Source organism: Paracoccus sp. KKT209, from assembly GCF_055635455.1.
The window spans coordinates 170,824-185,629 of the sequence record NZ_JBVMWB010000003.1 but is presented as its reverse complement, the minus strand read 5'-3'; the positions used below and the strand labels follow the sequence as shown (position 1 = coordinate 185,629).

The window sequence follows — 14,806 nt, the reverse complement described above, 5'->3', positions numbered from 1 at the left end:
CAGGCCGGATACATATGAGCGACTTCCGCAGCCACGCCAAATTCTCAATTGCGAACAGCAGCCGGCACATACATATGGCTCAGTTGTCGCCACTTGCCTGCCGATCGAGCCCTTCCAGGTCGGTTTCGTTGCTCAGCATCAGGGCGAAAGGGCGTAGGTGCGGGATGTGGGCACAGATGATCATCGCGGCGATCGTGATGGGTACGGCAAGTATCGCGCCGGCAATGCCCCAGATCCAGCCCCAGACCAGCAGGGTGATCAGCACCACCAGCGAGGACAGGGACACCTGCCGGCCCTGTACGCGCGGATCGACGTAGTTGCCCATCACCTGCTCGATGGTGAAGATGCCGATGCCGACAATGACCGCCGTGCCGGGGTCCTTCTGCACCACCGCGTAAAGCACCGGCAGTGCGCCCGAGATCAGCGAACCCAAGGTCGGGATATAGTTCAGCACGAAGGTTAGCAGGGCCCAGACCACCAGCAGGTCGACCCCGAAGATCCATAGCCACGTCACGTAGAGAACGGCTGTGATCACCCCCAGGATCGTGCGCGCGACAAGATATCGGCGTAGCAGGCTGGCGATGACTGCCGTCGACTCCGTGACGTCCTGACGGGTCCGGCCATCTGTCACGCAGGTAAGCTTCTGCTGCCACTTGGGTGCCTCGGTCAGCATGATGAGGGTCAGGAAGATCACTAGGACCGTCGCGAACAACGCGGAACTGGCCGTGCTGAGGATCTGCACGGCAATGCCGGATGCCCAGCTGCCCAAATCTTCAACGAGGAAGCGGCCTCCATCGGGGAGCAGTTCCCGGACCCCCGCCGTCATGCCGCCGGACGTGGAGAACCCCTGATCCGAGGATGATGGGATCGTTGTGCCCGTGCCCGCAGCATCTTCGGTGGTTCCGTCCGGCTGATCGCGCATCTCCTGCCCGAACTCAGGCAGGAGACTGCCGCCGGCGCTTGCGGCCGGGAACCTCTCGACCACCTGTTGTGCCGCGATCCAGATCATCGCGACGAACATCAGCAGCGCAACCACGACCGCGCCTATTGCCGCGGCATGGCCCAGCCAGCTCACCTTGTCCGGCACCCGTCTGGACACCATCCGGTCCAGCGGCGCTACCAGCAGCGCGAGAAACACCGAAAACACGACCGGAACCATGAAGGCCCCCGTTGCGTGCAGCGCCCATCCCGTCAGGATGACCGTTATGGTGGACAGCAGCCACAGAAGCGGACCGCGGGTTTGATGTGGGGGCGTGTCGCTGTTCATCATGCGTCCTTTCCTCGGGCTTCTCCGACGCAGGCTCTGTGTTCGCCACCGGACAACTGCCCCTCGTTCGGATGATCATTTCTCCAACAGCCCGATCTCCCCGATGTTCCTGAAAGTGTCTTTGCGGCGCATCATCAGCCGGACAGCCACTAGCGCAGATCAGGCCTCGGATCGCCTGTAGGGCGTTTTCTTTCCTCTCACGAAGAAGACAGTGCAAAGCGTGCAGATCCTGCTGCAGGCGATCAGGCCCAGGACCCGCTCGATCAGTCACTCAATGCCGGTGGGCGCCCAGAGAACGATCGGGCACAGGGTCACCCATGCCAGTATAAGGCCGATCAGCGCGCGCTTTGCCCAAGGGTGATGATGGCCGCGTGCCGTCGCCAAGCAGGCCGGGGCAGAACCCCCTGCAAAATGGCTCGTGCGCCCAATTCCGGCACGGGAATATCAACAAACAGGAGGCGTGGGCGCGATCAGTCCTTGACCTGCGCGATGTGCGTCAGGGTGACGAGGCCAAGGCCGCCGGCGAGGTTTCCGGCAGTCACGATGAGCAGGCAGCGAAGGAGGTCGTGCAAGCCAACGTTGGCGTCGAAGAAGATGCCGAAGAGGACATGCAGGGAGGTTACGATGACATGGTCGAACGGTCCAATGGCCAGCAGCGCTCCGACCATGTAGGCGAGGGCGATCCGGCTGCCCACGCTGTTCACGGCCTGCAGCAGAAAAGATAGCAGGGTCACCAGTGCTCTGCCCGAGATGGCCTTGACGAAGAACACGAGGTTTTCCCGGGCGGCGATCTCTTCGGCTGCGCGGACAAGTGCCTCCGGTGCCCCTGTCGGCAGAGCGCCTTCCACTGACAAGATCCAGGCGAACAACCCGCCGCCCACCAGGTTCAGCAGGAAGGTGAGGCCCCAGAGGCGAAAGAGGCCCATGACCATCCCCGGCTTCCGACGCTCCACAATGGTCGCCACCGGGTCGAAGAAGTTCTCGGAGAACAGTTCGGCGCGGCTCGCCACCAGGAACACCAGGCCCAGGCCGAAGGCCAGTGCTCCCCCAAACCTGCGGATGCCGTGAGATGCCTCACTGAGGAGTGCCTCGACGGTACCGAGTGCGACCATTCCGAAGATGACAGTCAGGCCAGCGATGAAGCCAGTCGACAGCAGTTCGATCATCGACTGGTTGAGACGACGTGCGCCTTCGTCAACGGCTCTGTCAAAGGCTTCTTTGGGGTGCGGCGCGACAGACATGAGATCTTTCCTTCAGCAGGGGGTGCAGGCGAGCCCTATCCGCCAGATCGCTCGAGGCCCGGCTCTTTGCTCCACGGCAGGCACCGTCGGCCCCTGTGCGGGTCACATGGCCTGCAGCCGCTCCAGCATCACCTCGTTGGTCCTAGATGTCGTGGGCCGATCCCGCTGAATATGATAGCCCCGCGGATCGGTGTGGCGCGCGATCAGCGCCCGGCGGCTCCAGCGGCCCCGCATCTGCATGAAACCTTTTTCATCGCGGATGCTGTTATCCCGTCCCACCCGAAGGTGGAGGTGGCGCAGGTTGGCCGGCACCCATCGCGGCTTTTCATCGGTCCCGTCCCATTGGTGATAGATCCCGTCATAGGTGATGACCCGGACGTTCGACCCGCCACGGCGCAGGTCGTCGGCAATGTCATGAACGCGCGGGATGCTGACGTTGCGGTCCTTCTCACCCAACAGGATGGCCACGGGTGCACCGGATGTGGTCGGATCGTCCAGGCGCGGGATCGAGCAGCCGTAATAGCTGACATGGGTCGCAAAGCGCGGCCCGTTCGGCAGGAAGAGGTGGGCCAACTGCTCATAGGCGGCAAGCTGGGTGATCATCCCACCATAGGAAAAGCCGATGATCCCGATCCTGCTTTCGTCCACATCCTCGCGTCCTGCCAGATAATTCAGACCGGAGAAGGCATCGCCCAGCATCATTGCCTCGGTCACCGTCATGGCCCTGATAAAGTCACCATTACCGCCAACGCCACGCGACGCAAAGCTGTCGATCACCAGAACGACGTAGCCTTCGTCCGACAGCATCCGGCCATAATCCCGTTCGCGCCTGTCTTGCAGGCCCCCCAGCCCTTCCGAGATGACCAGAGCCGGGCAGGGCCCGTTGCGGTCCTGCGGCAGGTACAACTCTGCCTGAATCGCGATTGTCGGAACAGCCGCGGCGTCGCTCATGTCGCCGATCAGAAGCGGGTTTGGCCCAGTGATGGTGAGCTTCTGCATGCGGTGACTGGCCTCTGGGTGTAACGCCCCGGATGCAAAGTTAACAGACACACGGGCGGAGGGTTCCTGTGCCGCCTGTTCAGGCGTGGCACCTCAATAATCCCAATGAATGCGTGATTGCGCAGGATGGCGTTCCTGCGCTTGCGCATGGCACAAGCCCATGCTGGTTTGAGGAGTCGTATGAGCGGGCAAAAATGGCGGCGGCCTTGTCATCAAAGCTTCAGGCGCGCGTCGCCGGGATGTTTCAGACCAAGGCGACAGCTGGAGGAAATGCGGGAACTTCTGCTTTTCCAAGTTACGAGGATATTTCAGGATGAAGAATACGCTCATTGTCCCAGCATTGTCGGCGCTTTTGTGCTCTGCTGCGGCCGAGGCCCAGCAGGCATTTCCCCCCACTCTCACTGCCCATGCCGAACTGCCCGGAGCGTCTTTTGTCCCAGCTCCTGTCGGCACTCCGCCCCATTACAATGTCTCTGGGCGTTTCACGGGCGAGGGCGGTCGGGTCACGGATCTGTATGCCAATGTTCAGCCCGCCACCGGGCTTGCGCTGCCTTTCCCGGGTCAGCCGCTGCAGGGCTTTTCCGGTATCCGCTCTCTTGGCGAGGGCCGCTATCTCGTGCTGACGGACAACGGCTTTGGGGCAAAGAACAATTCTTCGGACGTCATCTTGATGTTCAACATCGTCAAGCCGGATTGGGACAGTGGGCGTGTCGCTATCGAGAACACGGTCCAACTTTCTGACCCAGATCAAAAGGTGCCCTTTCCGATCATGAATGAAGCGGCACCAGGCCGCTTCCTGACTGGAGCCGATTTCGATCTGGAGTCCATCCAGCCGGTCGGCGACGGCTATTGGCTCGGGGACGAATTTGGCCCTTGGCTGATCCAGGTGAACGGCGAGGGTGAGGTGCTGAAGGTGGTGGCGACCGAGCCCGGCGGCGTCCTGATGCGCTCGCCCGACAATGCCTTTGTCAGTGCGCCAGACCCCGGGGCGGCCTTGCCTGCCGAGGTGGTTACCTTCCGCTCTGGGGGGTATGAAGGGATGGCGCTCTCGCAGGATCAGAAGACACTTTATCCGCTGCTGGAAAAGCCGGTCTGGGACGCTGCCGCAGGGGCCCGCGAAGCAGTGAATGGTACCCCGGTGCTGCGGCTTTTCGAAGTCTCGGCCGAGACGGGCGCATGGAGCGACAAGATCCGCTACTATCCCCTGGATGCTCCCGATCATGCCATCGGTGACTTCAACCTGATCGCCGGCACCCGCGGATTGATCATCGAGCGCGACAGCGGCCAAGGCGATCCGCGCGCGGGCTGGGCTGAAACTCCTGCCTCCTTCACGCGCATCTATCTGGTCGATCTGGAGCGCACGGATGAAAACGGCGTGCTCGAGAAGATCGCCTATATCGACCTGATGAATATCCAGGATCCCGACAGCATTGCGCCCCGCGGCACGATTGATGGAGTTTTCACTTTTCCTTTCGTCACCATCGAAAACGTCGATCGCGTCGACGAGAGCCATATCATTGTCGCCAACGACAACAACTACCCCTTCTCAGTTGGTCGCCAGCAGGGACGTGCCGACGACAACGAGATGATGTTGCTCGAGGTCGCTGAGTTTCTGAACGCAGAGTAACGGAAGGTTCGAAAGGTCGTGTCTGTCGCGTATCAGATACGCGACAGAGGGAAGTCTGTAGACCTGCAGGTTCACTTATGCGCGTCAGCATGGTGCTGCCCCGGAGCCTGGCACGTGAGCGGCCGGTCTTGCTGATCCAGCGGATCTGCCGCTGCATCCCGGTTCCCGGGAACTGTGTTGCGGGCGCAACCGTTCCGGATGATGAAGAGCGCGCTGAAAGCCCATGATGCCCGACCTTGAACCGCTACGTATCTTGCGGTTCGAGCTAGCCCGTCTGGTGGCAAGCTTTGTTGCGCTTCTGCCGAACCTCCTCGCGGCTCTCATCATCCTTGTCTTGACATGGGTACTGGCGCGCTATGCCTGGCGGGGCGAGGCCCGGCTCCTGAGGCGCTGGCGCCAGCGCCCTGCGCTCATCGCGGCAGCTCGAACGTTGACGCGAAGCCTCATCTGGTTCGGGGGTCTGATCGTCGCGGCGGTGCTGGTCTTTCCCGGAATGTCCGCGACCAACGTGGTTGCGGGTCTCGGGGTCGGCTCGTTGGTTGTCGGCCTCGCCTTCAAGGACATCTTCGAGAACTACCTTGCTGGCCTTCTGATCCTGCTGCGGAGGCCCATGAGGATCGGTGACGACATCCTCTGCGAGGGGATCGAGGGCCAGGTGGAGCAGATCACCATCCGCGACACCTACCTGCGCCGCCGGTCAGGAGAGCTTGTGCTCGTGCCGAACGCCTTCATTTACCGCAACCCGACCACGGTGCTGACCGACCAGCCGCTGCGCCGGATCACGCTGGAGGTGGGCGTCGCCTACGACACGGATCTGGAGCAGGCCCATTCAGTTCTGTTTGACGCTTTCACGGGGCTTGAAACCGTCGACACGTTGAAGAAGACCGAGGTGTTTTGCCAGGGCTTTGGCGACTCCTCGATCGACTTCGTGCTGCGCTGGTGGACCGGATCGACGCCGGTGGAGGAATTACGCTCGCGTGACGAGGTGGCCCGGGCGGTGAAGTGCGCACTGGACGGCGCCGGCATCGACATTCCCTTCCCGCAGCGCACGCTCAGTTTTTTAGAGCCGGTGCCCCTTGAGGATCGTCAAACAGACCAGCAATAGAGGCGCTGTTGCGGCGAAAGCGCGGAGTAACATTGCCATTACTGCCCCGCTCTTGGTTGGTCGCTTGAAAAAGGTTCGTGCAGCAAGAGGAAGTCCGGCGGCTGGCGTCTTTCCGGCCGTCACGTCATGCACGGCGGGACGCTGACTTCGACGCACAGACTGCAGTGGCCGGCAGGTGCTCAAGATATTCCGCAAATCTCCAGCGTTCCTCGGATAATGTTCCTGTCACCGCACTTGGAGAGCTTTGGCTGCCTCTGCTCTCCTAGCTGGCACCTCCCGTGGTGGGCAGGAGGGGGACCCACGCGAGGTTGCCAACAAGGAAAGACGAGGCCCCCTTGGGGGGCCTTGTGTGGGGGAACCAGCGGTTCCTTGGACGGACAGGCGTGTGGCCTGGGGCAAGGGCGGGGGCGTTTGGCTTGTCCAAACTCCCCCCTGCGTCTCGATCACTGCGCGCCCTGCGCAGGGATTTCGCTCTTCTATTCCGGCCAGAGCTATCCAAACTTCCGCCTTGGCGGCGGGCCTTGCATGGCGGTGAGCTGAACGCGCCCACAAAGAGCGAAGGGAAGCGAACTGTTTTGTGGGGAGCTCTGGCCGGATCAACTGCCCGTCCGGTTGCCCACAGGCTGACGCTCGATCTCTTCACCTGTGTCGGGATTTACAGCCCTAATGGCGCTGTCACTTCCGGGCTGTGAGCTTTGTCCAAGCAGGAGGTTCCTGGTAAGCTTCATCTTGAGTCCTCTCATTCAGGCGAAGGAGCTGTTGGGGACAAACGCAACATGCGCCAATGTATTTCGTCAGCGACCGCCACTCGATCGTCCGCGGGCGGCCAACGTCGTGCTGACGACCCGTCCGCAGTTTGCTGCGAGCGATTGGGGAGGGACGCGACGTTGCGATTGCGCAGCGGCAGCTCAGTCCTCATCGCTCACTGGCAACTCTGACACCATTACGACATAAATCGGCCTTATCGTCTTCGGTGCTGCTTGCGCGGCCTGACCTGCGCTCTCCAAGAGGGTCTCAGCTGTGTTCCTTATAGCTGCCGGATGGCTGCGGCGACGAAGGGTCTGCTATGCGGGAGACCTTGCGGCGGCTCGCTGCACTTGCAGGTTTGCCAAACATGCCTGAGCTGCCGTTAGCTGTGTAGCTAAGGAGCTGCATCTGGAGCTCGACGTGATAACACCCGACCATTCTCAAGACAGAGCCCCCTCTACCTGATACCCTGCGCAACCGCTTCACCACCTGCTCTTCTTAGAAATCTGCTTATTTCATGGTTTCCAGTGGGCCCAAATTTACACCGAGCCAATATAGAGCCTGTACGCAGCTTTCAATCTGGCGCTGCAGGAGGTTCCGTTCTGCTTGAGGCAGTATTCGAAGACAGTCATGATCTAAGGCGGCCTTTTCTCTAGTGGCAATCAGAGTTCGGGTAAGGTCTTCCAGAGTATTCTTCGCGTGCATCTTTCTATTCACCTTAAATTGCTGCCTTAGCGAACATGAATCTTGGGTATGAAGTAGCGACTCCAGCATGGCTCCGGTCACCCAGCACAACCTTTGATTGATTCGACTTATATGTTCAAAATAATGATCGAAAGTTACCAATAGGCGAAAAATTGCCGATGAGAATGCTCCGGCTGTTCTCCAACGAACCTTGTGGGATTTTTGATACACCGGGTAGGAGCTGGTAGCCGCAAGATGCTAGACGGCAACGCGCTGCAGCCGTTTATTAACCCGGCTGAATGTGTACAGGTTAAGCGGCTAATCTGTGTGCCTCGGCTGACGGAAAGTCCGATGGACGGGGCTGCGGACATGCTGTCACCATCCCCTGATCTCTCTATAGTTGAACGAATTATCTTGCGCTCAGGTCATTCTGCAACGGCTGCCTTTGGTGGCCCGAGGCCGGACCCGAAGCCAGTCGAAGCCAGTCGAAGCCAGTCGAAGCCAGTCGAAGCCAGCATAAAAGCGTTTCAATCTGCGCTCAGTTCAAGGCTTCAGTGCTGTCCTTCATACACATTTCCTCTTTGTCGTGAGCCTGTTCTGCTGTCACCCCGGTTGAAGCCGCTGCTCTGGCAGGTCAGTGCCTTCAACGTCTCTCATACGATCACGATTGCGCTTGGCACGTTGGGCCTCGTCGCGATCCACCATGAGATCGTCAAGCCGCTGATCGCGCTTTCCATTGCTTCGACCGCCGTCCAAATTTTGTTCACGGAGCAGCTCCAGGCGTGGCAACCCCTCGTAGTTTTCGGGTTTGGGCTTCTTCATTGCTTGGGCTCCACAGGCATGTTGGCCGAGATAGGCTTGCCAGATGCCCACTTCATCACCGGTCTTATTGCCTTCAACCCAGGAAGGGCAGGGAGGTGGACCTCGCTCCGCCGCCTCTTGAGGACGCCCGCTGCAAGAGGATCTTTTCTTATCGCTACAACAAAGACCGTCGAGCTGTCTCCACAAATGTTTGCAACTGTACCCGGCTCACTGGCTTGGCGAGGAAGACAGCTCCATTCGCATTGTCCCCTGTGTGAAGCTTGTCCTGTGTATAGCCCGACATGAGGGCGATACGGATCCTCGGGTAGGTGCGGGATATGGCTTGGGCGAGATCCAGTCCTGACTCCCCCGGCATGACCACGTCGCTGATCAGCAGATCAAGGCCACTTTCGCGGGACATGATGTCACGAGCCTCCTTGCCGTTGGACGCTGTCAGCGTTTCGCATCCCAAAGAGGCCAGCATGCGTGCAACCACCCGTGCCACCGCCGGCGTATCATCAACGACGAGTGCCTTCAGTCTTCTCTCAGGAGAGGCCGCGACAGCCTGATCTGCTGCCACCTCTCCGCGCGTGTCAACCGGCGCGACCGCAAAATGCATGGCGACTGTTGTGCCTTGCCCTATGAAGCTTGAAAGCGTCACGAAGCCTCCGATCTGCTCAAGGTAACCCCGCACCCGCGAAAGACCCAGCCCCGACCCCTGGCCGACCGAGCGGGTCGTAAAGAACGGCTCAAATACCTGTCCCTGCAACTGCTCAGGGATCCCGCAGCCTGTATCCTGCACCGAAAGGCAGATCCAGGTTTGAGCGTCTCCGCCATTGGGATGTGCACGTTCCACGGCGTTCAGCATGACTCGGATGGTGCCCGTGCCCTCAATGGCCTCGCGAGCATTGATGGCCACGTTCAGCAGACAGCTTTCTGCCATGGCCACGTCGATGAGAACTGGCGGCAGGCCTGCATCCACCTCCAGTTCGAGCTTGATCCGGGACGGGATGGCGCGACGGACGAACGGTGCCCAAGACTGCAGGAAGGCCCCAAGGTCTGCGGTCTGCGGGGTCAGTTTCGACTTGCCGGCGAATGCAAGGAGGCTGTCATTCGACCTTGTTGCACATCTCAGTGAGGGGGATTCATTGAGCGCGTCCTGAGGGTTAGGTCGAGGGCATGCCGAAGCCTTCCCCGATCCGCTACCGCACGACGAACTGGTCAAACTACAATGCGGCGCTGCGCAAGCGCGGCTCGCTGTCGGTCTGGTTCGATCCCGAGACGGTCTGGCACGCCGACAAGACCGGCAAGCGCGGGCGACCCGAGACCTTCTCGGAGGCTGCCATCCAGACCTGCTTGACCCTGAAAGTGCTCTTCGGGCTTCCGCTCCGGCAGACGGTCGGGCTGGTTGAAAGCCTGATCCAGATGGCGGGGCTTGATTGGCCGGTTCCGGACTATTCGACGCTGTGCCGCCGGCAGGCGAGGATCGCGGTGCAGGTCCCGTATCGCGCGTCCGGGCAGCCCCTGAACCTGTTGATCGACAGCACCGGTATCAAGTTCCGCGGGGACGGCGAGTGGCAGGCCCGCAAACATGGCCCGTCACGCCGGAGGCAATGGAGAAAGGTCCACCTCGCCATGGACGCGGGCACCGGGGATGTGCGCGCGGTCGAGTTGACCTCGAGCCGCCAAGGCGACAGCCCGCTGCTGCCGGAGCTTCTGGCGCAGATCCCGCCGGAAGAGACGATCGGCACGGTCACCGCAGATGGTGCTTACGATACACGACGATGCCATGGCGCGATCATCGACCGAGGAGCGGATGCCGTCATACCGATCCGGCGCAATGGCCGCGCCTGGAAAGAAGACTGTCCCGCTGCTGCCGCGCGAAATGAGATCCTGCGGGCAACCAGGCGCTTGGGCCGGGCGCTCTGGAAGAAGTGGACCGGCTATCACGTCCGAAGTCGGGTCGAAGCTTTGATGAACTGCCTGAAGCTCTTCGGCGAGAGGATCATGTCACGAGACCCCGCCCGCCAGACCGCCGAAATCCAGATCCGCATCGCCATCATGAACCGCTTCTCGGCCCTTGGCAGGGCCGAGATCGAAGCCGTCCGCTGAAGAATGGCGGGAAAAGGGGCAGTCATGCTCGGGGCTGATTTGCGCAACATCGCCGCCTTTGAGCGTCCTTAAGTAATACTTTACCGATCAGCACCCGTTTCTTCCTCAACTTTGATCTGGCGCAAGGTCATGCACCTTCGGAAATGTCATGAGCAATGATGAAGCAGATCGCCTGTTCTGGCGGCCAGCCCTTCCATGGACGCGATACTGGCCAGGATTGGCTCTCGTTGGCTCAATAATGGAGAGATAGGATGCGCCTTGCTTATGTCAGCCTGCCGGGACGCGGAGCGAATGACCGCTTTCTTGCCAATGTCGCAACTCGGCTGCAAGCCCGTGGCTTGCGCTTGGCCGGCACGGTTCAAAGCAACCTCGAGCGGCCTGATCGTAAGAAATGCGATATGGATATCATCGTTCTCCCCGATGGGCCGGTTCTGCGTATCAGCGAGGAGCGTGGCGATCTGGCTCGTGGCTGCCGATTGGATGCAGGTGTTCTGGAGGAAGCCGTTGTTGGCGTCGCGCGCTCACTTCCCGGCTCGGATCTGCTGATCGTCAACAAATTCGGCAAGCAAGAAGCCGAGGGGCGGGGAATGGCCCCATTGATTGCCGAGGCGCTGGAGCAGGACATCCCTGTGCTGCTTGGTGTCAACGGCCTGAACCTTTCCGCGTTCCAGAGCTTTGCAGGGGGATTCGAGATGGCCCTTGCGGACGAGCCGGACCTGGTCCTGAACTGGTGTCTGACTGCCACGCGCTGTGCCGCCTGAGCTAGTGCGGTAGCTCTGGCAGAAATTCCTCCTCGGTGCTTTGCCCGTGGAACGGCGGATGGCGGATCATGCTGCTCGCAGCAGCTGCCTTCCGTAACAAAAAAATCTGCACAAAACGAACAGCTTTACGCGTTGCCTCTGTGAAAGCGTGTGGCTGTCGGAGCATAGCCTCAGGGTCAACTCCTTCCGCGCAAAAGCCTTTCTTCGCTTCGGTACTTTAACAGTGCGCGGCCAAAGCCGGATGACACAAATCATGCACAACAACCCGTCCTCTTGGAGGGTGGCAGAGACTTTGATCCCTCAGTGCATGTGCTCGAAGTTTTTTAACCAATTTGTCGAGGGTTTGATCTAGCGCAAAGCGGCCTGCAACCCAAAGCGGCATATCAAGCTCATGGAACGGTTCGCCAATATCAGGTCACCCCGTCTTTCCGATGCTTGTTTCGGCTCATGTGCGCAGTGGCTTGCACGCCGCGCCCGGGCCGGATCCGGGAGACAGCCAACGACCCTGTCTGGCCGGGTGCTTCCCCAAAGGACTTCGCTCGCAAAGGGCTACAATGCAAGGGCTTCGAAGTTCCAAACAGCAGCAAAATCTGGACTTTTCAGTGACCAGAACAAGATCGCGGCACGGTTCCTTCCTTCGAAAATAAGCGAGCACAGCGAACGATCGCCTCCGCCCCTTCTTGCACGGCCGAAGGTCAATCCAATCAAGGCGCCGGGATATTGAAGGCACGACAATGATCCAAAGTTATTCTGATAAGGCTGCAGAAGGCGCGGGACGGGCGCTGTGGACCAGCACGGCCGCCTTCACGGCCTGTTTTGCTGTCTGGACGATCTTTTCCATCATCGGGCTCTCGATCAAGGAAGAGCTTGGCTTGTCCGAAACCCAGTTCGGCCTGTTGATCGGGACGCCGATCCTGACAGGCTCACTCTCCCGCCTGGTGCTGGGGGTGTGGGCCGATCGTTTCGGCGGGCGGCGCCTCTTCTTCGTCGTGATGCTGCTTGCGGCTGCAGCCACCTTCCTTACCTCCTTTGCGCACAGCTACATCACGCTGCTGATTGCGGCGCTTGGCGTGGGGCTCGCTGGAGGCGCCTTTTCGGTGGGTGTGGCCTATGTGTCCAACTTCTACCCGCAGAGCCAGCAGGGCACCGCGCTTGGCACGTTTGGCGCCGGCAATGTCGGATCAGCAGTCACCAAGTTTGTTGCGCCCTTTGTCATGGTGGCGATGGGTTGGGAGGCCGTGGCGCAGATCTGGGCAGCAGCACTTGTTATCATGGCATTCGTCTTCCTTCTGTTGACCAAGGAAGACCCTGGCCACCTTGCGCGAAAGCAAAAGGAGCGGACACCTGCAGGTGCACAGTTTGCAGTGCTGCGGAACCTTCAGGTTTGGCGATTCTCGCTTTATTACTTCTTTGTCTTCGGCGCCTTTGTGGCCTTGGCCCTCTGGCTGCCCCGCTATCTCGTTGGGGTCTATGATCTCGACATCAAGAGCGCGGGCATGCTCGCGGCCTTCTACTCCGTCCCGGCAAGCCTTTTCCGCATCTATGGCGGCCGGCTTTCGGACCGCTACGGCGCACGGGCGGTTCTCTATTGGACCTTTGGCGTCTCGGTGCTCTGCACCTTCATGCTGAGCTATCCCCCGACGACCTATGTCATTGAGGGGATCACCGGGCCGATCACCTTCTCGACCTCGATGGGACTGGTGCCATTTGTTGTCACCATCTTTGTGTTGGGGTTCTTCATGAGCCTTGGGAAAGCTGCGGTCTTCAAACATATCCCGGTCTATTACCCCAATCATGTCGGGGCAGTCGGGGGCCTTGTGGGCATGATCGGAGGCTTGGGCGGCTTCGTGCTCCCGCTCGCTTTCGGCATGCTAAACGACCTGACAGGGGTCTGGACCAGCTCATTCGCGCTTCTGTTTGTGCTTGTCTCGGGGGCATTCATCTGGATGCACGTGACCATCCGGCAGATGGAGACGGCGGCGGCCAGGGCTGGTCAGGCCGAAGCGACGCCGGAACTGCCGGAAATGATCGGCATGGGCGAGCCGGGCGTTTCAATCCCACCGCGCGCGGGTGCCATCCAGGACTGGCGCCCGGAAGATCCCGATTTTTGGGAAAAAGCGGGGCGTCCGGTCGCCCAAAGAAATCTGTGGATCTCAACCTACTGCCTGCTGCTGTCCTTTGCGGTCTGGATGGTCTGGTCGGTCGTGGTGGCCCGTCTGCCCGCCATCGGATTTGACTTCGACACCGGCCAACTCTTCTGGCTCGCTGCTTTGCCGGGACTTTCAGGGGCGACGCTGAGGATTTTCTACTCCTTCCTCGTCCCCATCTTTGGCGGGCGTCTCTGGACAACCGTCTCCACCGCATCTCTGCTGATCCCGGCGTTTGGCATCGGCTACGCGGTACAAAACCCAGACACGCCGTTTCTCATCTTCCTCGTGCTCGCACTGCTTTGCGGTCTCGGCGGTGGCAATTTCGCCTCCTCCATGTCGAACATCTCGTTCTTCTTTCCCAAGCACGAAAAGGGCAATGCACTGGCGCTCAATGCGGGGCTGGGGAACCTCGGTGTCAGCCTGATGCAGTTCCTTGTTCCTGTGGTGACCACCTTCGCCCTGTTCGGCGCTCTTGGCGGAGCTGCCCAGGTAACCGCCGAAGGCGAGCAGGTCTGGATGCAATATGCCGGTTTCGTGTGGGTACCGCTGATCCTTCTCGGAACGGTGGCGGCCTGGGCCGGGATGAATGACATCCAGAGCGCCAAGGCCTCCTTTGCAGAACAGGCACCGATCTTTCGCCGGATGCACACTTGGCTGATGTGCTGGCTTTACACCGGCACCTTCGGGACCTTCATCGGCATGTCGGCTGGCTTCCCGTTGCTGTCGCGCATGGTGTTCCCGGACGTCAACGCGCTGAACTATGCCTTCCTGGGGCCGCTTGTGGGCGCCATTTCCCGCGCCGGAACGGGATGGGTCGCCGACAAGTACGGCGGCGCCCGGGTTACCTTCTGGGTCTTCGTGGCGCAGATCGCCGCGGTTTTCGGAATGATCTGGTTTCTCGACCTTGGCAGCTTTCCGGGCTTCTTCGCGATGGTGCTGTTCCTTTTCTTCGCGAGCGGTATTGGAAACGCGTCCACCTTCCAGATGGTGCCCGGGATCATGCGGCTGGAGATCGACCGCACCGCAGCCCATTTGTCCGCACCGGACCGCCGCAAGCAGGCTGAACGCGAGTCTGCCGCGATCATCGGGTTCACGTCAGCCATCGCCGCCTACGGCGCCTTCTACATCCCGCGCGCCTATGGATCGTCAATCGAAGCGACCGGCAGCGCCAATGCCGCCCTTTGGGCCTTCGGGATCTTTTACGTCACCTGCGCCGCCCTGACCTGGTGGGTCTATTCCGGCCCGCGCGGGATCCTTCGAACACTCGAACGCGGCAATGCGTCGCGCTCGTCTGCAACTGCATGACCGGAGA

10 protein-coding genes and 1 pseudogene are annotated in these 14,806 nt (G+C 60.5%); 6 read left to right on the top strand and 5 right to left on the bottom strand.

Features of this window, described 5'->3' with window-relative positions; translation table 11 throughout:
- Positions 1 to 79 precede the first annotated feature (79 nt).
- The 4 genes from ACZ2G3_RS18745 to ACZ2G3_RS18730 form a co-directional block, all read right to left on the bottom strand.
- On the bottom strand, positions 80 to 1,267 hold the full coding sequence (locus ACZ2G3_RS18745; RefSeq protein ID WP_470399840.1) for an AI-2E family transporter: 1,188 nt from the start codon (positions 1,265 to 1,267) through the stop codon (positions 80 to 82).
- 470 nt (positions 1,268 to 1,737) lie between these two features.
- On the bottom strand, positions 1,738 to 2,508 hold the full coding sequence (locus ACZ2G3_RS18740; protein WP_470399838.1) for a formate/nitrite transporter family protein: 771 nt from the start codon (positions 2,506 to 2,508) through the stop codon (positions 1,738 to 1,740).
- Between the two features lie 102 nt (positions 2,509 to 2,610).
- Positions 2,611 to 3,507: a dienelactone hydrolase family protein gene (locus tag ACZ2G3_RS18735; protein WP_470399836.1), complete on the bottom strand. Its 897-nt coding sequence runs from the start codon at positions 3,505 to 3,507 to the stop codon at positions 2,611 to 2,613.
- A gap of 93 nt (positions 3,508 to 3,600) precedes the next feature.
- Positions 3,601 to 3,837, bottom strand: coding sequence for a hypothetical protein (locus tag ACZ2G3_RS18730; RefSeq protein WP_470399834.1), 237 nt, complete (start codon positions 3,835 to 3,837; stop codon positions 3,601 to 3,603).
- Between ACZ2G3_RS18730 and ACZ2G3_RS18725 the strand changes: the two genes are divergently transcribed.
- The 3 genes and pseudogenes from ACZ2G3_RS18725 to ACZ2G3_RS18715 form a co-directional block, all read left to right on the top strand.
- Positions 3,821 to 5,134, top strand: coding sequence for an esterase-like activity of phytase family protein (locus ACZ2G3_RS18725; RefSeq protein WP_470399832.1), 1,314 nt, complete (start codon positions 3,821 to 3,823; stop codon positions 5,132 to 5,134). The two genes, ACZ2G3_RS18730 and ACZ2G3_RS18725, sit on opposite strands and share 17 nt — an antisense overlap.
- Positions 5,135 to 5,357: 223 nt before the next feature.
- On the top strand, positions 5,358 to 6,239 hold the full coding sequence (locus ACZ2G3_RS18720) for a mechanosensitive ion channel family protein (protein ID WP_470399830.1): 882 nt from the start codon (positions 5,358 to 5,360) through the stop codon (positions 6,237 to 6,239).
- Between the two features lie 1,686 nt (positions 6,240 to 7,925).
- A pseudogene (locus ACZ2G3_RS18715) lies at positions 7,926 to 8,516 on the top strand (HupE/UreJ family protein); the annotation flags it as partial.
- A 130-nt stretch (positions 8,517 to 8,646) separates the two neighbouring features.
- Here ACZ2G3_RS18715 and ACZ2G3_RS18710 read toward each other — a convergent pair.
- Positions 8,647 to 9,453, bottom strand: coding sequence for a response regulator (locus ACZ2G3_RS18710; RefSeq protein WP_470399828.1), 807 nt, complete (start codon positions 9,451 to 9,453; stop codon positions 8,647 to 8,649).
- Between the two features lie 197 nt (positions 9,454 to 9,650).
- Between ACZ2G3_RS18710 and ACZ2G3_RS18705 the strand changes: the two genes are divergently transcribed.
- From ACZ2G3_RS18705 to ACZ2G3_RS18695, 3 genes are all read left to right on the top strand, one after another.
- Complete coding sequence (locus ACZ2G3_RS18705) at positions 9,651 to 10,583, top strand: IS5 family transposase (protein WP_470399826.1); 933 nt, start codon at positions 9,651 to 9,653, stop codon at positions 10,581 to 10,583.
- A 251-nt stretch (positions 10,584 to 10,834) separates the two neighbouring features.
- Positions 10,835 to 11,344, top strand: coding sequence for a DUF2478 domain-containing protein (locus ACZ2G3_RS18700; RefSeq protein ID WP_470399824.1), 510 nt, complete (start codon positions 10,835 to 10,837; stop codon positions 11,342 to 11,344).
- Positions 11,345 to 12,078: 734 nt separating this feature from the next.
- Positions 12,079 to 14,799 (top strand): nitrate/nitrite transporter, encoded by a 2,721-nt coding sequence (locus ACZ2G3_RS18695; RefSeq protein ID WP_470399823.1) that lies wholly within the window; start codon positions 12,079 to 12,081, stop codon positions 14,797 to 14,799.
- Positions 14,800 to 14,806: the final 7 nt, after the last annotated feature.